Origin of the sequence: Janthinobacterium sp. SUN128 (assembly GCF_030587275.1) — a bacterium.
Lineage (GTDB): Bacteria > Pseudomonadota > Gammaproteobacteria > Burkholderiales > Burkholderiaceae_D > Janthinobacterium > Janthinobacterium lividum.
Window position 1 is genome coordinate 2434520 of the sequence record NZ_JAPWHY010000001.1, and the last position, 19662, is coordinate 2454181.

Annotated in this window: 18 protein-coding genes; 11 read left to right on the forward strand and 7 right to left on the reverse strand. The window is 64.8% G+C overall.

Annotated features, from left to right (window positions below):
• Positions 1–34: 34 nt before the first annotated feature.
• Both O3297_RS10975 and O3297_RS10980 read right to left on the reverse strand, forming a co-directional pair.
• Positions 35–1600 (reverse strand): ABC transporter substrate-binding protein, encoded by a 1566-nt coding sequence (locus O3297_RS10975; protein WP_305048683.1) that lies wholly within the window; start codon positions 1598–1600, stop codon positions 35–37.
• Positions 1601–1855: 255 nt separating this feature from the next.
• A complete protein-coding gene (locus O3297_RS10980) occupies positions 1856–3304 on the reverse strand; it encodes a M20/M25/M40 family metallo-hydrolase (protein WP_305048684.1) in 1449 nt (482 codons plus the stop codon).
• Between the two features lie 174 nt (positions 3305–3478).
• Between O3297_RS10980 and O3297_RS10985 the strand changes: the two genes are divergently transcribed.
• From O3297_RS10985 to O3297_RS11005, 5 genes are all read left to right on the forward strand, one after another.
• Positions 3479–4021, forward strand: a complete 543-nt coding sequence (locus O3297_RS10985) for a GNAT family N-acetyltransferase (protein WP_070258128.1) — start codon at positions 3479–3481, stop codon at positions 4019–4021.
• 121 nt (positions 4022–4142) lie between these two features.
• The gene (locus O3297_RS10990; RefSeq protein WP_034751896.1) at positions 4143–4589 is read left to right on the forward strand and encodes a glycine zipper domain-containing protein; all 447 of its coding nucleotides are present in this window, start codon (positions 4143–4145) and stop codon (positions 4587–4589) included.
• A 21-nt stretch (positions 4590–4610) separates the two neighbouring features.
• Positions 4611–4799: a hypothetical protein gene (locus O3297_RS10995; RefSeq protein ID WP_305048685.1), complete on the forward strand. Its 189-nt coding sequence runs from the start codon at positions 4611–4613 to the stop codon at positions 4797–4799.
• Positions 4800–4898: 99 nt separating this feature from the next.
• The gene (locus O3297_RS11000; RefSeq protein WP_305048686.1) at positions 4899–6248 is read left to right on the forward strand and encodes a hypothetical protein; all 1350 of its coding nucleotides are present in this window, start codon (positions 4899–4901) and stop codon (positions 6246–6248) included.
• A 232-nt stretch (positions 6249–6480) separates the two neighbouring features.
• Positions 6481–7431, forward strand: a complete 951-nt coding sequence (locus O3297_RS11005) for a PP2C family serine/threonine-protein phosphatase (protein WP_305048687.1) — start codon at positions 6481–6483, stop codon at positions 7429–7431.
• Here O3297_RS11005 and O3297_RS11010 read toward each other — a convergent pair.
• The gene (locus O3297_RS11010) at positions 7412–7831 is read right to left on the reverse strand and encodes a DUF2177 family protein (protein WP_034783974.1); all 420 of its coding nucleotides are present in this window, start codon (positions 7829–7831) and stop codon (positions 7412–7414) included. The genes O3297_RS11005 and O3297_RS11010 overlap by 20 nt on opposite strands.
• Before the next feature lie 96 nt (positions 7832–7927).
• On the opposite strand from O3297_RS11010, the gene O3297_RS11015 reads away from it, so the two are divergent.
• The 6 genes from O3297_RS11015 to O3297_RS11040 all read left to right on the forward strand — a co-directional run bounded on the left by O3297_RS11015 (position 7928) and on the right by O3297_RS11040 (position 15167).
• Positions 7928–8140, forward strand: a complete 213-nt coding sequence (locus tag O3297_RS11015) for a hypothetical protein (protein ID WP_305048688.1) — start codon at positions 7928–7930, stop codon at positions 8138–8140.
• A gap of 338 nt (positions 8141–8478) precedes the next feature.
• Positions 8479–9858 carry an FHA domain-containing protein gene (locus tag O3297_RS11020; RefSeq protein ID WP_370385394.1) on the forward strand — a complete coding sequence of 460 codons (1380 nt, stop codon included), beginning with the start codon at positions 8479–8481 and terminating at the stop codon, positions 9856–9858.
• 523 nt (positions 9859–10381) lie between these two features.
• The gene (locus O3297_RS11025) at positions 10382–10984 is read left to right on the forward strand and encodes a metal-dependent hydrolase (RefSeq protein WP_305048690.1); all 603 of its coding nucleotides are present in this window, start codon (positions 10382–10384) and stop codon (positions 10982–10984) included.
• Between the two features lie 105 nt (positions 10985–11089).
• On the forward strand, positions 11090–11608 hold the full coding sequence (locus tag O3297_RS11030; RefSeq protein ID WP_305048691.1) for a sigma-70 family RNA polymerase sigma factor: 519 nt from the start codon (positions 11090–11092) through the stop codon (positions 11606–11608).
• A complete protein-coding gene (locus O3297_RS11035) occupies positions 11608–12570 on the forward strand; it encodes a FecR domain-containing protein (protein WP_305048692.1) in 963 nt (320 codons plus the stop codon). Before O3297_RS11030 ends, O3297_RS11035 begins: the two co-directional genes overlap by 1 nt.
• A 374-nt stretch (positions 12571–12944) precedes the next feature.
• Entirely contained in the window at positions 12945–15167 is a 2223-nt protein-coding gene (locus O3297_RS11040) for a TonB-dependent siderophore receptor (protein WP_370385395.1), read from the forward strand.
• 7 nt (positions 15168–15174) lie between these two features.
• Here the strand turns inward: O3297_RS11040 and O3297_RS11045 are convergent, their stop codons facing one another.
• The 4 genes from O3297_RS11045 to O3297_RS11060 form a co-directional block, all read right to left on the reverse strand.
• A complete protein-coding gene (locus tag O3297_RS11045; RefSeq protein WP_305048694.1) occupies positions 15175–16062 on the reverse strand; it encodes a pirin family protein in 888 nt (295 codons plus the stop codon).
• Entirely contained in the window at positions 16059–16457 is a 399-nt protein-coding gene (locus O3297_RS11050; protein WP_092605709.1) for an OsmC family protein, read from the reverse strand. The genes O3297_RS11045 and O3297_RS11050 overlap by 4 nt, the downstream gene beginning before the upstream one ends.
• Positions 16458–16535: 78 nt before the next feature.
• Entirely contained in the window at positions 16536–17282 is a 747-nt protein-coding gene (locus O3297_RS11055) for an SIMPL domain-containing protein (RefSeq protein ID WP_092605711.1), read from the reverse strand.
• Positions 17283–17329: 47 nt separating this feature from the next.
• Positions 17330–19648 carry a bifunctional serine/threonine-protein kinase/formylglycine-generating enzyme family protein gene (locus O3297_RS11060; RefSeq protein ID WP_305048695.1) on the reverse strand — a complete coding sequence of 773 codons (2319 nt, stop codon included), beginning with the start codon at positions 19646–19648 and terminating at the stop codon, positions 17330–17332.
• Between the last annotated feature and the right edge of the window lie 14 nt (positions 19649–19662).

A 19662-nucleotide genomic window follows, 5' to 3' on the forward strand; every position in this document is an offset into this window, starting at 1 on the left:
CGGGAACGTAGAAGCGCTCAGCGTCGGCTCCCGTCTACTGCACGAACATCAGTTTGTTCAGCGGCAGCGAGATGCCGACGGCGATGCCGCCCGGCGTGAACCACGGCCGCAGGCGCGCATTGGCCGCCGTGATCCACTGCGGCGAATACAGGAAAAACGCCGGCAGCTCCTCGGCATAGATGGCCTGGGCGCGGTCGAGCAGCGCGCGCCGTTTGGCGACATCGACGGTGCCGACCTGCTGCTGCAGCAGCTCGAGCAGATCGGCGCGGCGGAAGGCATCGCTGAAGGCGCCGTTGCCCGCCGTTTGCCGCAGCATGCTTTCCGGGTCCCCATTGCTGCCCTGGCTGACGAGCGCCAGGTCGAAATCGGCAGCGACCATGCGCGCGCCCAGGATACCGCCGTCCATGATGCGCACATTGACTTCCATGCCCAGCTTTTCCAGCTGGCCAGCCAGCTGGCTGGCGGGCCGCGCCAGGCTGCGCGTCGCCGCCAGTTCAAGCACCCACGGCTTGCCGCCGCTGTCGCGCAGGCGACCGTCCGGCGCGGCGCGGTAGCCCAGCTCCGCCAGCATGCGGCGCGCTGCCGCCGGATCGTAGGCATACGCATCGAACGGCGCCCCGCTCTGCCAGATACTGCCCCGCACGAAGCGTCCGGCGGACACCTCGCCCTGCCCGTTCTCGACCACGCGCAGCAGTTCCTGCCGGTCGATGCCGCGCGCGATGGCCTGGCGCAGGCGCTTGTCGGCAAACGGCGGGCGCGCATGATTGAAGCGCAGCCGCACCGGATGGCCGGAAGGCGCGCTGACCACGGTGGCAAAGCGCGTCACTTCGGCAGCCAGGGGCGCCGGCAGGCTGCGGATCATGTCCACCTGGCCCCGCTTGAGCGCGCCCACGGCAAGCGAAGGCTGCATGCGCAGGAACAGCAGGCTGCGCACCCTGGGCGGGCCCAGGTAGTACGCTTCGTTCGCGGTGAAAAGATAGCGGCCCGCCGCCTTGTCATACGCCCCCAGGCGATAGGGGCCGCTGCCGACGATGTCGGCCTGTTTCACGTGCTGGGGGTCGTCCAGGCGCGCGTACACATGCTGCGGCAGGATGGGCACCGAACCGGCCAGCTGCGCCACGAACGGCGCATATACGCGCTTCAGGCGCACGCGCACCCGCCCCTTGCCCAGGTCGTCCACGCCGTCGATGGCCCCCAGGTCGAACAGGGGATGCGGGTGCTGGCGCAAATACGCAAAGGTAAACACCACGTCCGCCGCCGTGACGCTCTTGCCGTCATGCCAACGCGCATCGGGGCGCAAGGTGAAATCGACGGTGCGGTGGTCGGCGCTCTCCCGCCACGCGCTGGCCAGCCCCGGCACCAGCTTGCCGCTGGCATCGCGCCACACGAGGGTGTCGAAAATCAGGCTCGTCAGCGTATAGCCCATGCCGCCGCTGGCATGGGTGTAGGGCGTCGGCAAGCCGAAGTCGCCCTGTTCATCGGCGATGGTACAGCGCTCGATGCGCGGCGCCGGCGACGGCTGCTGCGTACTGGCGCTGGCGCCGGCACACGCCAGCCAGCCGGCAAGGAGTAGGGGAAAAAGCAAGCGAAGACGGGGCACCAGCGTTCCTGACGATCAGAAGAGAGGCAAACCCCGGCCGCCATGGGCCGGGCAAGTGTGCTGCGTAGAATGGATTCCCAACTAAATGAGAATTATTTACAGCTGCATATCTTATGGTTGCCGCGCTGGCCAGGCAAATTGTCTTTCCGGAGGGCTGCTATCTGAAAAACTGAGGGGCCGGGGTGCACACTCCCCTTGCCCAGGCGCCGGCCCTGTCAAGGCGCCACAGCTGGCGCTGTCCCGGCGCCATGCCGCTTACTCGCCCTGCTCCGGCGCGCGGCCGATCTCGCCGTCGATATTGGCCAGGAACCAGGCCAGCGACGACATCAGCGCCACGTTGCGTTTCAGGTTATTCGGGTCGACCTTGTCCAGTGTGTCGGCCGGCGTATGGTGGTAGTGGAAATAACTGTGGCTGTCGACCAGCGGCTCGAAGCTGGGCACGCCTCCCGTTTCCAGGCGGTGCAAATCGCCCGTGCCCAGCGCATCGCGGCGCGTGAACGCGTGTGCACCCATCGGCTGCAGGGCAGCCAGCAAAGGCGTGAACAGTTTTTCCACCTTCGGTCCCACGCTGGCCTTGATGCCAAACGGGCGGCCGGCGCCGCTATCCATCTCGATGGCCGCATATTGCTTGCCGAGCGCCTGCTTGTGGGCCTCGAAGTAGGCCTGGCCGCCGCGGCCGCCGTTTTCCTCGTTCATCCAGGCGATCACGCGGATGGTGCGGCGCGGACGGTAGTCGAGCTTTTTCAGGGTTTCCACCACGCCCATGGCCGCCACCACGCCGGCGCCGTCGTCGTGCGCGCCCGTCGCCAGGTCCCAGGAGTCGAGGTGGCCCGAGACCACCACCACTTCGTCGGCCTTGTCCGTGCCCGGCCAGTCGGCGATGACGTTGTAGCTATCGGCTTCCGGCAGGTTTTGCGGCGTCAGGGTCAGGTGCATTTTCATCGGGCCGCGCGCGGCCAGGCGGCCGATCAGCAGGGCGTCTTCCACGGTGACGGCGGCGGCGGGAATGCGTTTATTGTCGTCCAGGCCCGTGGCGCCCGCATGCGGGATGCGGAAATCGGCGCCGCCCACCGAGCGCACCAGCGCGGCCGCCGCGCCCAGGTCGGCCGCCGCCTTCGGTCCGAGGAAGCGCGAGCGCGAACCCTGGCCGTAGGTGACGCCGGCCAGCCCCCGCTCGGCCATCTCCTGGTCGAACGGCGTGTCGATCAGCACGATGGCGCCCTTCACTTCCGCCGCGCGCGCCTTGAGTTCTTCCAGGCTCTTGACGATGATCACGGGCGCCGTCAGGCCGGCGGCCGCAGTGGCGCCGGAGCCGCCCAGGGCGGTGAGCACCACGCGCTGCGACACGCCCTGCGGACGGCCAGCATAGTCGACGATTTCCGCCGTTTCCACGCCGCGCACCCAGTGCGGCACTTTCACGGGCTGCAAGGTGACCTTGGCGCCCAGCTGGCGCATGGTGTCGGCCACCTGCTGCACGGCGGCGGCGGCGCCGGCGGAGCCGGACAGGCGCGGGCCGATCAGATCCGTCATGTCGGCCAGGCGGGCGTAGGCCCAGTCGCTTTGCAGCGCGGTGTCGCGCACCTGCGCCAGCGCTTGCGGCGTGTTGCCTGGCGCGGCGGCAAAGGCGCCGGCGCTGACGATGCAGCCAAGGGCAAGGGATACGGCGGAACGGCGCAGTGGCGCGCCAGTCAGGATACTATGCATGTGTTCAGTTCCAGTCAACAAGGTCGAAGCGGGTACGCCGTGGCCATGGGCAAGGCGCGAATTTTTCTACGATAGCGCATTTATTCTGTCATTGCAGCAACTTTTACGGGATCGATTGCCTCTTTCCCCCAGAGTCGATTACCATGCAGATCGTGATCGCTACCGGATACCGCCATGCTCAAGGGAAGACTCTGTATCGTCCGGCATTTGACCGCCGCCGACCTCAATACCTATATCGCGCTGATCAACGACCTGCCCGCGCGCAGCGAGTTCTTTTCCATGCAATTCAAGTCGCCCGAAGCGATCCGGCGCGAATTCATGCAGACGGGCCTGGTCACGGAGGATAGTGAACTGTTCCTGATTGAAGACCATCACCAGCACATCATCGGCTCTATCACGCACTTCAAGGGCCGCACCCCGGCTTGCCGCGAAATCGGCTACCGCCTGTTCGACCCCAAGTGGGGCGGACGCGGCTATGGCGGCGAAGCGACGCGCCTGGTTGTCGACTACCTGTTCAATGCCTATCCCTACCACCGTCTGGAATTGCTGATGGACCCACAAAATACGGCTTCCGAACGGATCGCGCAAAGGTGCGGCTTTACCGAGGAAGGCGTGAAGCGCCAGGCCTTTTTCATCAATGGCGTCATGCGCGACGTGAAAATGTATAGCCTGCTGCGTCCGGAATGGCAAGCGTTTGCGCCTATCGTGTCAGGCTGAAACTGTTACCACGCCGCCCTGATTGTAATAAGTTGTATTAGACGTGGAACAAGCTTGCGGCAGCGGATATAGTCCACTCCATGCAGATCATTGTGATCTCGCCGGAATGGAAGGAAATGCCATGTTGAACAAGAAACTCCTGGGTGCGGTAATGGTAGCGGCAGTGGCTGTGTCTTCGGCCGCAGTCGCCGGTGACCGCGACTTCAATACCGTTGCAGGCGCCGTTGTCGGAGCGGCCATTGGCAACAGCACCGGCGGGCGCAATGGCGCGATCGTCGGTGGCGTGCTTGGCGCCGCCGTCGGCAACAGCATCAGCACGAATGACCGTTATTATGACCGTGGCGGCTATCGCGGCGGTTACCGCGAAACCTATTACGCGCCTGCGCCGCAGCCGGTGTACTACGCCCCTGCCCCGCAGCCGGTGTATTACGCGCCGCCACCGCGCTACTACGGCCCGCCGGCTGTCGTCTACGTGCAACCGGGCCGCGGCTACTACCGCGACCATGGCCGCCGCGACTATTATGACCGTGGTCACGGCCACGGCCACGGCTGGGGCCATCGCCGCTAAGCACCGCCCTGCACCTGCACCATGAAAAACCTGCGCCAGCCTGCTGCCGCAGGTTTTTTTGACGCCATTTTGGCCGTCACGGTAGGGAAATCGGCCTCGGCCGTGTCCGCCCCATTCTTATTTGGCAAATATCTGCCGCGCCGCGCGTCCGCCGCCCTGCCAGGTCGTTTGCCTGTTTTTTGCCAAAGACAATACTGGCATTCGCAGTAACGCTGACCAAACGCAAACGGCACTGCGCGCGGCTATTGCGGCAGCATCCCAGTGCGCCTAATCTCGAAGATGCCCGCAACCGCCATCTGGAGCACAGCCGTGCGCGATCTCCCCTCTATCCACGCACAACTTGTCGCACTTAGAGAGGATTTTTTTGCCAGCCTTGCGAGCTACCGCAGGAAAGTGCGCGTCAAAGGAAAACGCGTGAGCCAGCTCCGCAGGAGAGTTGAAGCATATGAGCTGGAACGCTTCATCCACGCCTACTTTTCCCTCTATTTTGAAGGCATCCAGGCCTATCCTGATGGTTTTAATGCAAACGAGAATTTCTCTTGCATTAATTTCGGCAATCTGGACGTACATGGCTGGTTCAAGCTCACGGAGCCGCCCTTGCACCTAGTGCGGAACTACGGCATGGAACTGAAATTCAATGCCTCGCGCTTTGATACGTTCACTGCTGGATTCGACATGTATCCGTACAACATCATGGATATTAGTTTCGAAGGCGGGCATATCGACTACTTGGACACTACACGGTGTTACTTTGACGCCAGCGATACCTGTATCGGGCACGCACAACTGGATATGTCATTCAAGCTTACGCGCTGCAAAGTTGACAAGCTGTATGCATCTGCAAAGTCATTTAATACCTTGAGCCTGATCGATACGGTGATTGACACACAAATCGAGCTCCGCTATTGCACTATCAGAGATGCCTCTTTTGACCGGTTGAACGCCAGCAAGCGCGCAGCGTTCTTGCAGTGTAAATTTGTCCAGCCACCGAGCACGCATGGCGCGATATTTCCCAGCGATACCACGTTTCATGGCAGTGAATTCGGCCCCCACATTGGTCTACTTTCCGCATTCCAACACCATTATCCCAACCAGGCTGACATCGACATCTATCAGCGCTACCGTGCCCTGCGGCTTCTCATGAAGAATGCTGGCGCCGTGCGTGAAGAAGCGATATTTTTTGGTCTGGAACTGCGCATGCGGCGAAGGGCGTTCTCCGCCGGTAGCAAGCCTTACCTCAATTTTTTGAAAATAGATTTTCTCCTCTCCTATTTATATGATGTTGTCTCAGGCTATGGCACCTCGATAAAGCGGGCAATCCTTGCGCTGCTGGGCTGGAATGCTCTTTTTTTTCTGTTATTCCTGTTACTCTTGCCTCTCGATTGCTCGACCACTGCCGATTGCGCGAATGCCAGCACATCGTGCAAAGTCATACAAGGCGGCAAGACCACCTCCGTACAGCGGCCACGGGTTTGTACCGCCGCCATGCTGGCCATACAGAACGCCACCAGTCCCACCTCGGTTTTAAGCAGTACATCAGCGGTGCGGGTATACAGCGGCCCCCTGATTTTCATGTCTCTGCTGCAGTCCATTGGTTCACTGAGCATAGGCGCCCTCCTGCTGCTGGCGATTCGGAACAACTTCCATCGTGGCAGCTAAGCGGAAAAAGAAGACCACCGGCACCGCTGCTGGCAAAAAAGACACGTAGCAGTCATGCAACTGACGGTTTTGGTCCGGCAGGCTGACAGACATGCCTGGGCCAAAAATCGGGCTGGCACTGTTGTAGCGCCGCTTGCGTATTTAACAGATAAGCAAGGTATCGTCCCTGCGCAATTTCGGCTAAGCTGTGTCCTATGATCAACATTTCTGGCCGCCTGGACCGCACCAACCGATGCATTTAATTAAAGACGGACTTGACTTCGGCCCCTGGCTCGATGCCGCCGCCGGCACCAGCGTGGGCGCCGGTCCCCTGCCGCGCCGCGAGAACCAGGACAACTTCCTGCTGATCGATGCCAGCGGCCACGCCGTCTGCCTGTCGCAGCAAGCGCCATTCCACTGCCAGGTGCCGGGCTGGCCGCGCGGCCATGTACGCGCCGCCGTGCTCGACGGCATGGGCGGTCACGGCCAGGGGCGAGAAGCGGCGGAAGCGGCCGTGCAAGGCTTGCTGGCCATGCCCGCCTGCCTCGACACGCCCAGCCTGGCCGCCAGGCTCGACGAGTTGCACACGCGGCTGCAGCACAGTTTCGCCATGGCCGCACCAGCCCAGGCGCGTCCGCCCGGCACCACCCTGACTTTGCTGGAAGTGCCGCCCGGCGAAGCGCCGCTGCTGTATCACGTGGGCGATTCGCGCCTGTATGAAATCGCCGACGGGGCAGCCAGCATCCTCACCGTGGACCACGTGCCGGCCACCGTGTACGCCATGCGCGGCGCGCTCGACGAGACGCGCTGGCGTGCCGCCGTGCACGGCGAGCATCATCCGCAAATCTCGCAGGCATTCATTTTAGGCAATGCCATCAGCGACAGCTTGCAGCTCGACAAGCCCTTGCGCGGCCTCGATGCGGCCACCCTGCCGCCCTTCCTCGCGCACCTGGGCGACCGCCGCGTGCTGCGCGTGCGCCCCGGCGCCCACTATCTGCTGGCCAGCGACGGTTTCTGGGCCTGCGACGATCCGCTGGCCCTCATGGCCCGCTGGCCCGCCTTGTGTGCCGGCAAGACTGCGGCACAGGCCGTCAGCGCCCTGTTCGACGACTTCCTCTCCCACCCGCCAACAGGCTTGCATAGCGACAACATTACCATGCTGGCGCTGCGCTTCGATGCGGAGTTCAGCGCCCCAGACGGCTAGCGGCCAGGTAGCCTGCCGTCGCCGACACGGCCGACAGCACGGCGCCCCAGGCCATGTCGATCGCCGTCAAGGCCAGCGGCCAGTCGCGCAATGTCGCGTAGTTGCTCAAATCATAGGTGCCGTAGGCAAGCAGCCCGAGCAACGCGCCCAGCGCTGCCGCAGTGCGCCCGCGGCGCAAGCGCAAGCCGGGCAAAATGGCAAAGACCAGCAGTCCCGCCACGTACAGCAGGTAAAACAGCGTGGCCGGCGCCCAGCGGGGCGTGTCCGCCAGCAACGGCCCCAGCGCCGCGGCGTACATCGGTTTCATCAGCACGGCCAGCCACAGGGCATCGATGGCCAAAAATACGCACAAGGTGGCGCCATAGGCAATGGCAAGCTGGAGCGGACGTTGGACAGGCATGGTCATCTTTCGGCGTCAGGCAGCGTGTGGGGGATAACGGTTACGCCAGCATAATGCAAAACGCCGCCATGGATACCATGGGATCAAATAGCCCGCATGAAAATACACCATGGCTCCGGTGCGCGAACTGCCCGCCTTACTCGAACGCATGAACTCTGCCTGCATCCTCTCGCTGGCGCTGCCGGCGAGTATCTGGAAGTGACCGCCAACAAACAACGCAATGATAAGGCATATCAAAATAACATGCCAACAAAGACATTAAATGTGTTTTTGAGCAATAGTTTCCATGGCTTGCATGGCAAGATGTGACCAGGGACATGAATTTGGGCAAAAAGAGCGCATTCCGGCGCCGTGAAAGTTGCCAAGCAGGCGCAAAAGCGCGTAAGCTCTCATGTATAACAGAGGGCAAAATGTCCCCGCTCGATTCGAGTCAGAATGTCATGAAAAAATGCAGCAACCCGGAGCACCCGCACTGTACGTTCTGGGTCTTGCCTGGGGAAACAGTCTGCGCGGGCAACCACCCGCAAACGACGACTGCCCCCAGCAGCTACGACCTGTTGACCGCACTGCGCAGCGCCCGTTCCGAGCCATCGGCAACGGCGCTTTCGCACGCCCCTGCCCGTGATGCTGCTATTCGCGATGCTGCTATGCAAACGCTGACGAGCCCCGTGCCGGCTTCCGCCGCGCCTCCGGCGTTCACGCCAACGCCGGTTGCGCCGCCATCGGGCCCGCAGGCCTACCAGCCGGTGCAAGCCCACCTGCACATCAGCGGCTTCGATCCGCGCGCGGCAGGCGGACGGCAAACCCTGAAAATGGAATTGCGCGGCATGAGCACCGCCTGCGCGCCGCAGCTGACCTTGCGCCTGCGCTCGGACCTGATCCCCCGCGGGCACGTGCAGCATGATTTCGTGCGCACCACGCGCGGTGACTGGCGTCCCGTGTTTGTCGAGTTTTCCTCGCGCAACAAGGAACACGGGCAATACCAGATCGAAGTGGAAGTCCACAGCCACGTCGATGGCGCCGTGGCGCAGAAATGGGTGTGCACCTTCGTCATCCTCGTGCCGCGCCGCGACGCCACCCTGACGGAAATCCACCAGATCTTCCTCAGCACGCACAAGAACGTGCGCGTGATGGCCGATGACGCATCGATCGCCCGCGTGACGGGGGGCGACGGCTGCAACCTCGACGTGACGGCGCGCAATGCCGGCATCGCCCACGTGGATTTATCCGCGCCGCAAGGCAAGATCGACATGGGTTTTACCACCATCGCCTGGGACGAGGAGTTGATCGAAGTCGACCTGCCCGCCGCCAGCCACTGCCATCCGCACCCGAGCCAGGCCGCCTGCCTCGTCAATGCAGCGCCGGAAGCGGGCGAGCAGCGCCAGATCCGCCTGTTCGCGCTGGAAGAATGCATGCTGGGCCGCTTCGAACTGGTGGACCCGGAAGCCGATGTGCTGCTCAGCCATTTCAGCCCCGACGGCCAGGACAACAATGGCTTGACGCGCCGCCTGTCGGGCCGCCACGCCATCATCCGGCGCAGCCAGCAAGGCTTTGAAATCGAGGATGTCTCGCGCTACGGCGTGCTGCTCGACGGCGTGTGGCCCGGCAAGCACAAGCCCGTGCCCCTGCGCCTGGGCATGCGCATCGAATTGACTGCCAGCATCAAGGGCATCGTCGTGCTCAGCGTCACGGCCCTGCTCGCGCACGGCGTGATACTGCACCGTATCGACCACGGCGCCCGCGCCGAGTGTTTTTACCTCTTGCTGCCCGACACCCAGCCCACGCCGGCAAGCCATCTTGCCACGCCGCAAGCTAGCTGCCTGCCCGTGCTCTTCCACCGCAATGGCGGCTTCTGGCACCTGGACACGGCCAGCGGCAAGGAAACGGCGCTGGCCCCCGCTACCGCGCTCGACAAGCTCAGCGGCTTCGCGCGACACAACCGCTTCGCCAGCGAGCCGTATCCGGAATGCTGGATCATCCGCACCGAAGGTGCTGCCCTGTGCGACAGCGCCATGCAAACTGCATAGGGACACTGAACCAAACCTACTGCGCGTCGGTATAGGCGGCCTGCGATGCTCACCGGCTCGGCGCCCCCGTACCGAGTACGGTTGCGCTTCTCGACCACCTCTCCCTTCCGCTCGCTACGGTTTTGTTCAGTGTTGTAAATCTGCAGTTATCCGCAAGGCACTAGCGGGGTACTAGCACGAGGAAAATCATCGACAGACCGAGTATAAACACCGCTTCCAGCGTAAACACGATGGCGGGAATCTGCAATTCGCGCGGGATTTTCATGGCGACACCTCTTCAAAACACAGGACTGCCTTCAGCATAGCGCGCCCTGCGCCAATTGCATTATCAGCCACGCAATACACTTGACCGCCCGGCATGACTTGCCGAGTCCGCTGGCCAAGCCATGCCGACACATAATTTAACAAATTATCGGCAGATATTCTGCAAATAGCCCCCCTCCACGCCCTTGCATACTGTATATTCATCCAGTTAATATCCCCCGTACTTCACACAGCGCCCGCATGGCGTTTTACATTTCCTATGGCTTCCAATAAAGCGCATCATGCGACCGGTTGGGCTGCTGGCGTGATCGCCGCAGCCCTGGTCGCGCACGCTGGCGCCGGTGGCCCGTATCAAGTGCTGAGCATGCTCGCCTTTGTCATGGGTGCCCTGGGCGGCACGGCGCCGGACTGGCTGGAAGTGGCCTGGTGGGCGCGCACGCACCGGCTGTGGATCACGCACCGCACCTGGACGCACTGGGGCCTGGCCTGGATCGCCCTGCTCGTCTACACGTACCTGCAATTGCCGCACCACCTGTGGGCGCCGCCCCTGTTCGGCTTTGCCGCCGGCGGCATCATGCATTTGCTGGCCGACTGGCCCAATCCGCTGGGCGTGCCGTGGATTTTCCGCCGCCACTCGCTGCGCTGGTGGAAAAGCGGCCGCCACGACATCATCGTCATCATCGCCGCCTGGCTGGCCGCCACCGTCGTGGCCGACCATGTGTTTTTTGACGGCATCCACCTGCGGCGCACCCTGCTGGCGTTCGACAGCCTGCTGCACTGGTCCGCCAGCGCCCTGCAGCAGGCTTGGGCATATCTGCAACAATGGCAGCTGCGCTGGCGCCTGGGCGGCGACGCCAATTGACGCCGGCGGCGTGGCAATGTGATAATGAGTATCATTCTCAAACAGCCCAGCCAGCCGGCACCGCGCGTTCCGTCAGCCCAGCTCTTCCCTTGCCTGGAGAACGCAGTGAGCACCGTCAGTCCCGTCCCTACCAGCCACCTGAGCACCCTGTACAGCGAGCACCACGGCTGGCTGTATGGCTGGCTGCGCGGCAAGCTGGGTAACCGCGCCGAGGCGGCCGACCTGGCGCAGGATACGTTCGTGCGCCTGCTGGGCAAGCGCGAGGTGACAGCGCTGGCGCCCCTGCGCGAACCGCGCGGCTACCTGGCGACCATTGCGCGCGGCTTGCTGATCGACCGCTACCGGCGCCAGGCGCTGGAGCAGGCCTACCTGGAAGCGCTGGCGCAGCAAGCCGAAGCAACGACGATCAGCGCCGAAACGCATGCCATCATCATCGAAACCCTGCTCGCCATCGACCGCCTGCTCGACAGCCTGGGCCAGCGCACGCGGGCCATCTTCCTGCTGGCGCAGATCGCAGAACTGAGCTATGTGGACATCAGCCGGCGCCTCGGCGTCTCCCTGCCCACCGTGAAAAAGCACCTGGTGCGCGCCTACACGGAATGCCTGATGCTGGCGGCCGGCTGATGTTCGGCCCATCCCCTTCCATTCCCATCGCCCGCAGCATACTGGCAGCCGCCGCCCACTGGCATGTGGAACTCCAGTGCGGCAGCGCCGACCCGGCCGCCCTGCAGGCATGGCGAAACGCCAGCGCCGAACATGAACGGGCATGGGATCTGCTGCAGCGCATGCACGGCCAGCTGGGCACGATACCGGCAGCGCTGGCGATGCCCGCCCTGCAGGCGGCGCAGCAGCGCCGGCGCGCGGCCGCAAGGATACTCGTCCTGCTGGTGGCGGCCGGCGGCGGCATCGCGCTGGGCCAGGCGGGCTTGCAGTCCGGCCCATGGCAAGCCCTGACGGCGTCCTTGCGCACGGCGCCGGGCCAACGCCGCCACGTGACCTTGGCCGATGGCGGACGCATGGAGGTGAATACGGATAGCGCCCTGGATGTCGCTTACAGCGCCACCCAGCGCCGCATCCGCCTGCACCATGGCGAAATCATGATCACGACGGCGCCCGACCCGCGCCCCTTCCTGGTCGACACCCCGCACGGCGTGATCCGCGCGCTGGGCACGCGCTTTGGCATACGCTGCGACGGCGATGGCAGCACCGTCAGCGTCTTCGAGCACGCCGTGGAAGTACGTTGCGCGGCGCGCCCGGATGCCGTGCGCCGACTGGAAGCGGGACAGCAGCTGCGCTTTGGCGACACCGGCGCGGATGACGTGCAGGCCATGCCGGCGCACCAGGACAGCTGGCTGCGCGGCATGCTGGTGGCCGCCGACTGGCCGCTGCAACAACTGGTCACGGAACTGGCGCGCTACCGGCGCGGACGCCTGGCGTGCGACGCCGGTGTGGCGCGGCGCCCCGTCACAGGCACTTACCGCCTCGACGACATCGACGCCGTGCTGGAAAGCCTGTGCGCCTCGCACGGGCTGCAAGTGACGTACTTCACGCGCTACTGGGCCACGGTGTCGGCCCGGCCTGCATAATTATTTTCAGTTTTTTTTGCGCCAGGGGTTGGTGTTTCGATGTGCTGCTTCGGCTTGACAAGTAAGAAGCCGATTCATACGCCATTTTCCTATCCCTCCGAGCAGAAAGACCGAACATGCAATTGACCACCCCCGTCCTCCATCCCGCCGCGCGCGCCATCCGCATGGCCGTCATCGCCATGGCTTGCGCCGCCCCCGCCGCCTTTGTCGCCGCGCCCGCGCTGGCGCAAGGCCAGGTCGCCGCCACCGCCGCGCCGCAAGCCTATGCCGTGCCAGCCGGGCCGCTGGCCGCCGCCCTCAACGACTTTGCCGTCGCCGCCGGCGTCAGCCTGTCGACCGATCCCGCGCAGACGCGGGGCCTGCGCTCGCCCGGCGTGCGCGGCAGCTTCAACGTCAGCCAAGGCTTTGCCCAGGTGCTGGCCGGCAGCGGCCTGGAAGCCGTGCAGCTGCCGAACGGCGCCTACGTGCTGCGCCAGGCCCCTCCCTCCTCCGCCTCGGCCGCCGGCGTGGAAAAGACCATGGCGCCCGTGACGGTCAGCGCCAGCATGGAGCGCGACCCTGTCAGTGAGCACAGCAACTCGTATGCGGCGCGCGCCGTCACCGTCGGCAAGGGCGTGCAGACCCTGCGCGAGATCCCGCAATCCGTCAGCGTCGTCACGCGCCAGAAGATGGATGACCAGAACCTCAACACCATCGACGCCGTGCTGGCCAATACCACCGGCATCACCATGTACGACAGTCCCATGGGCGGGCGCTATGTGTATTCGCGCGGCTTCATGGTCGAAACGTACCAGTTCGACGGCGTGAACCGCGCCATGTACTACCCGCAGGCAAACAGCTTTACCAGCAATACGGCCATGCTGGATCGCGTGGAAATCGTGCGCGGCGCCACGGGACTGCTACAGGGCACGGGCTCGCCGGGCGCCGCCATCAACATGGTGCGCAAGCGCCCGCTGGCGGAAAAGCAGGTGCAGCTGGCGCTCAGCGCAGGCCGCTGGAACGACGTGCGCGGCGAAGTCGACGTCACCGGCCCCTTGAACGAATCGGGCAGCATCCGCGGCCGCGCCGTGGCCGCGCACGACCAGCGCGATTATTTCTATGACGTGGCCGACAGCCGCACCGACGTGCTGTATGGCGTGCTGGAATTCGACCTGGCGCCGGGCAGCAAGCTGACGACGGGCGCCAGCTACGAAAAACTGCACTCGACGCCGTTCTTTTCCGGCATGCCCCGCTACCGCGATGGCAGCGATCCGAAACTGCCCCGCGCAACCTTCCTCGGCGCCGACTGGAACCGCTGGAATAGCAGGCAGACGGCCGTCTTCGCCGAATTCGAGCACCGCTTCGACGCCGACTGGTCGCTCAAGGCCAGCGCCAACTACACGCGCGAGCGGCATGACGTGAAATACATGTTCAGCCAGGGCGCGCTCAATCCCGCCACACTGGCCGGCATGATGATGTATGGCGGCGTGTTCGACTACGGCAGCACCAACAAGGGCATCGACCTGTCGCTCGATGGCAAATTCAACGCCTTCGGCCGCCGTCATGGTTTCAGCGCCGGCATCAACACGAACCGGCTGGAAAGCGACAGCGATTTCAGCCTGGCCCTGCTGCAGCAAGCGAACAATCCGCTGCGGCCCAATCACGGCGTGGCCGAACCGAGCGATGCCTGGTTCCGTGAAAACAGCTACCGGGGCGATCCCAGCGTAACAAAAATGACGCAGACGGGTGCCTACGGCGTGGCCCGCTTCAGCGTCAGCGATCCGCTCACGGTGGTGGCCGGCGCGCGCGTGTCGAACTACAAATGGAGCAGCGTGTACCGCGACACGGGCGAGGTGTATATCGATCCGTACCGCGAAAATGGCGTCGTCACGCCGTATGGCGGCGTCATTTACGCATTCGACCCGCGCTGGTCCGGCTATGCCAGCGTCTCCGACATCTTCCAGCCGCAAAACCAGCGCACGGCCGAAGGCGTCCTGCTCGACCCGCTGAAAGGCCGCAACCTGGAAGTGGGCGTGAAAGGTGAGCTGTTCGATGGCAAGGTGAACACCTCGCTGGCGCTGTTCCGCATCGAACAGCGCAACCGCGCGGAGCTCGACCTGGTCAACACCTGCTCCAGCGGCACGGAGTGCTATTTCTCGGCCGGCAAGGTGCGCAGCGAAGGCCTCGATGCGGAAATCAGCGGCGAAGTGGCGCCGGGCTGGCAGCTGTTCGCCGGCTATACGCTGAACAACTTCAAGTACCTGGACCACACGTCGAATGCGGGCGTGATGTTCGCCAGCACCTACTCGCCGCGCCACATGCTGCGCGCGTGGAGCGACTACCGCCTGCCCGGCGCCCTGCAGAAGTGGAGCGTGGGCGGCGGCGTGAACTTCCAGACGGAGAGCTCGCGCGTCACGCAGAACATCACGGTGGCGCAAGGCGCGTATGCCTTGTGGAGCGCGCGCGCCGCCTACCAGATCGACCGCAACTGGACGGCGTCGCTGTCCGTGACGAATCTGCTCGACAAGCGCTACTACCAGACAGTGGGCGCGCCTGCGTGGGGCAATTTCTATGGCGAACCGCGCAAGGCGCAACTGACCTTGCGCGCGCGCTTCTGAACGATGCCTAGCTTGCCGGGCGCAATGGCGCCTTCGGCAACGGGATGAATTCCGTCTCGCCCGGCACTTGTCCCATGCGCTGGGCGCTCCAGTCGTCGGCCGCCTGCGACAGGCGCTCCTTGCTCGACGAGACGAAGTTCCAGAACAGGAAGCGGTGGCCGTCCAGCGGCTCGCCGCCGATGACGACGAACTGCACCGGGCCGCCGCCTGCCGTCACCACGGGCGCGGCTCCCGCTTCCAGCAAGGCCATGGTGTGCGGCACCAGCGCCACGCCATCGACGAGCACTTCCCCGCTGATCGGATAAATCGCCGCTTCCGCCGGCAAGCCTTCCAGCCGCAACTCGCGCCCCGCCTGCAGCGCCACATCCAGGTACAGCGTCTGCATGTAGGTGCGCACGGGCGAGGTCTCGCCAAAGGCCGTGCCGATCAACACTTTCACCACGGCGCCATCGAGCGGCACGACGGGAATGTCGGCTTGCGGCGTGTGCGTGAAACTCGGTTCGTCCTCTTCATGCGCCTTCGGCAACGCGGCCCACAGCTGCAAGCCGTGCGTGCGGTGCGGCTGGCCGGCCAGGTCGGGCGGCGTGCGCTCCGAATGCACGATGCCGCGCCCGGCCGTCATCCAGTTGATGGCGCCCGGTTCGATGCGCTGGCAGGAACCGATGCTGTCGCGGTGGTCGATCGCGCCCTCGAACAGATAGGTGACGGTGGCCAGGCCTATATGCGGATGGGGGCGCACGTCGTGGTTGGCGTCGGGCGCCACGTCGATGGGGCCGAAATGGTCGAAGAAGATGAAGGGACCGACGGCCTGTTTTACTGCGGAGGGCAGCAGGCGCCGCACGACGAAGCCGCCACCGAGGTCTTTTTCGTGGCTTTTCAGGATGGCCGCGCTCATGCCAGCACCGTCGTCACTTCGGTCGTCACGGCCGTCATCAATTTATGCAGCGGGCATTTGCCTGCCGCGGCCAGCAATTCCTCGCGCTGCGCATCCGTCAGCTCGCCCGTCAGGTGCAGGGTGGCGGCCAGGCGATACACGCCCTTGCGCTCTTCGCTGGCATCGCGCTCGGTCGACACTTCCACGTGTTCCAGGGGGATGCCCTTGTGCTTGGCGTACCAGACGACGGTGAGCGCCTTGCAGGCCGACAGGGCCGCGTCGTACAGGTCGTGCGGCGAGGGGCCAGAATCGCCGCCCCCTTCGGCCACCGAGGCGTCGGCGGAAATGATGTGATCGCGCACGTGCACGATGTGGCGCATGGGTTGCGACTGATCGCGGATGGCTTTGATGGTCATGGCGTTCCTTGGTGCGTTTGGAAAGCCACAATTTACACCGTTTGCCCGCTTTGCGCAGCCTGCTGCCCTGCTACCTGGTCATTTGATACGGAACACGGCGTCGACCGTCTGCGCCATTTTGAGGCTGGTGACCATCAGCATGTCTTCGGGGTTCTGGCGCTGGCGGCTATTCGCGCGGTTGTAGCGGTCCGAAGGCACCAGGCCTACCGCATTGCCCAGATTTTTCAGCTGGTCCGACGAGATGCCGGCCACGGCGCCCGCGCGCTTGCCGAAGCCGCGCGCCATGGCATCGGCCTTGCGCTGCGCATCCTTGACGGCTTCGCCCATCAGTTCCTCTTCCAGGCGGATGCGCTCCGTGGCGCCAAAGGTGACGGCAAACGCATCGAGGTTGGGCATGGCCAGCAGCGGGCGCATGACGGCGGGCCATTTCGACAAATCCGCCACGTTGATATGCACGCTCGCCTTGATCTGGTACTGCGGGTTGGCCGGGTCCTGCTCGGCGCCCTTGCGGATCTCCTTGCGCACGTCGCGCACCTCGATGCCGGCCGCCGCCTCGGGCAAACCCTGCTCCACCAGCAGCGCCTTGATTTCCGCGATGCGCGCCGCTACCTGCGCGGTGGCCACGTCCGGCGCCGGGTCGAAGACACTGACGTCGAAATCGATCTCGCCCAGGTCCGGCGTGACGAAACTGTACGCCGTGCCCGTCGCGTGGATGAAGGGATAGGAGGGCAAATCGCCGGCCAGGGCGGCGAGAGGCAGGCAGGCAAACACGATGGACAGCAGGCGGCGTTTGAACACGGACACTCCGGCACGGTTAAGGTGCATGAAGTATCCGCCAAGATGGCCGATATGACAACCTCATTGTCCTCACCCTAATCGAGCGTGCGCGCCACCCGAAAGCCCACGATGTCGTTCGACAGCACGGTGGAAAAGCCGTTGCGCAAGGCCGAGCGCAGATAGCGCGGGTGGTACAGCCACGAGCCGCCGCGCAGGATGCGCCGGCTGCTGTCGCTGCCCTCTTCCCACGCGCTGCCGTCGACGGGCGCGCCTTCGTAATTATCGTGCACCACGTCCTGCACCCATTCCCACACATTGCCATGCATGTCGAACAGGCCCCAGGAATTCGGCGCGAATGTGCCCAGCGGCGTCGTGCCGCCGCGGTACACGCCGCGCGGGCCGCCGTTGTATACATACAGGCCGTCGTAGTTGGCTTGCTCGGTACTGATCGTGTCGCCCACGTTGAAGGCCGTGCGCGTGCCGGCGCGGCACGCGTATTCCCATTCCGCTTCGCTGGGCAAGCGGTACTGGCGGCCCGTGCGTTCGCTCATCCACGCCAGGTACAGCTGCGCGTCATTCCAGCTGACGCCGACCACCGGGTGCTGCTCGTTCTGCACGAAGCCGGGATTGTCCCAGTCCGTTTCCGAACCGCCCGCCCAATCGGTCGCCTTGACGAAGGCGCGCCATTCGCCAACGCTGACGGGGTGGCGCGCCAGCGCGAACGGGCGCTCGATGCCGACCCAGTGCTGCGGCGTTTCGCGGTCCAGCCAGGTCTGCTGCGAACCGGCCTGCAAGGCCGCCTTGTGCTCCGTCTCGTGCGCCCCCATCTGGAAGCGGCCGCTGGGAATGAGCACCAGTTCCGGCCCCTGTCCCGCGCCATCGAGGAAATCATCGCGCAAGATGCCTTCGGCATTGGCCACCGGTTCCGCGTGTGCGGGCGCCGGCGCCGGCTCGCTCACGGCGGCGGCGGCCGGCGCCTGCTGCTGCGCTGCGCGGCTGGCCTCTTCGCGGCGCGCGCGCTCCTGCTCGGCGCGGTAGGCCGCCTCCGCCTTGGCGACGATGGCCTTGCGCTGCAATTCCTGGTGTTCCTGCAAGGCGGTGGCCGCGTCGGCTTCGCGGCGCGCGCGCAGCTGGCCGCGCAGCGCTTCCTTGCGCAGCTTGCGCGCCTCTTCCGCTTCGAAATGGCGCTGCGCCTCCTGCTCGCGGCGCAGTTTGTCCTGGCGCTGCTTTTCCAGCGCGGCCGCCTGGATTTCCGCCTTGCGGCGCTGATCCAGTTCTTCCTGGCGTATCCGGGCCCGCTTGATTTCTTCCTCGCGGGCCTGTTCCGCGGCCAGCGCCGCCTGCTGCTGTTGCTCTGCCAGGCGCGCCTGCTGCTGGCGCGCCTGTTCCGCCAGTTCTTCGGGCGACGGCCCGGCGGCCCGCTCCAGCCCTTCCAGCAAGGCTTGCACGGATTGCGGCCGCAATTCCGCCGTCAAGGAAAAACCGTTCTGCAAGACTTGCCACTGTTGCGCGTTGAGCGCTTGCGGCGCCGACGGCAAGTGGCTGGCGCTGCGCATGTCGTCGAACGGCATGCGCCCTTCCAGCATCTGGTAAATCATCACGGCCACCGCATACACGTCCAGGCGCGGGCTGGGCTGGCGCTGGTTGGCGCCGGCCTCGGGCGCCCGGTAGCCGTGCGTGCCCGCATTCGGCATCTCCAGCGCCAGGCTGCTGTCCGCATTGCGCACGCGAGACGCGATGCCGTAGTCGAGCAGCTTGACGTCGCCCTTCGCCGTCAGGAAGACATTGCCAGGCTTGATGTCGCGGTGCACCAGCTTGTGCTTTTCCCACGCATACGACAGGGCGTCGGCCACCGGCTGCAGCAGTTCCTGCACGGTCGACAGCGGCAGCGCGCCCTCGCGCGCCAGATAGTGCTCGAGGTCTTCGCCATCGAGGCATTCCATGATGATGAAATAGCTGGCCGTGGCCGGATCCTGCGCCCACTCGTAGACGCGCACGATGTTTTCATGCGCGAGCTTGCGTGCCTGGGTGGCTTCCTCGATCAGCAGTTTTGCATGCGTGGCGCTCTGCGTCAGCTGCGGCGGCAAGATCTTCAGCGCCACCATTTCGCTGCTGCCCAGCTCCGCGTGCGTGGCCAGGTCGGTGGCTTGCCACACCTGTCCCATGCCGCCCGTGCCGATCAGCCGTTCGAGCCGGTAGCGGCGGTTTTGCGGGCCGATTTCCTGGCCCGTCATGAAGCCCAGTTCCGTGCCCTGGCGCACGGGCAACGGCGCGGGCGCAGGTGCGGCGCCGGGCGGCGCGTACTCGGCGTCGAGGATGGCGTTCTTGCGGCTTTCAAATTCTTGCTCGCTGAGCAGCCCGTCATCGTGGAGGGCGCGCAGTTCCCGCAGTTTGTCTCGTGCTTTTTGCATCATCTGGGGTGAAACGC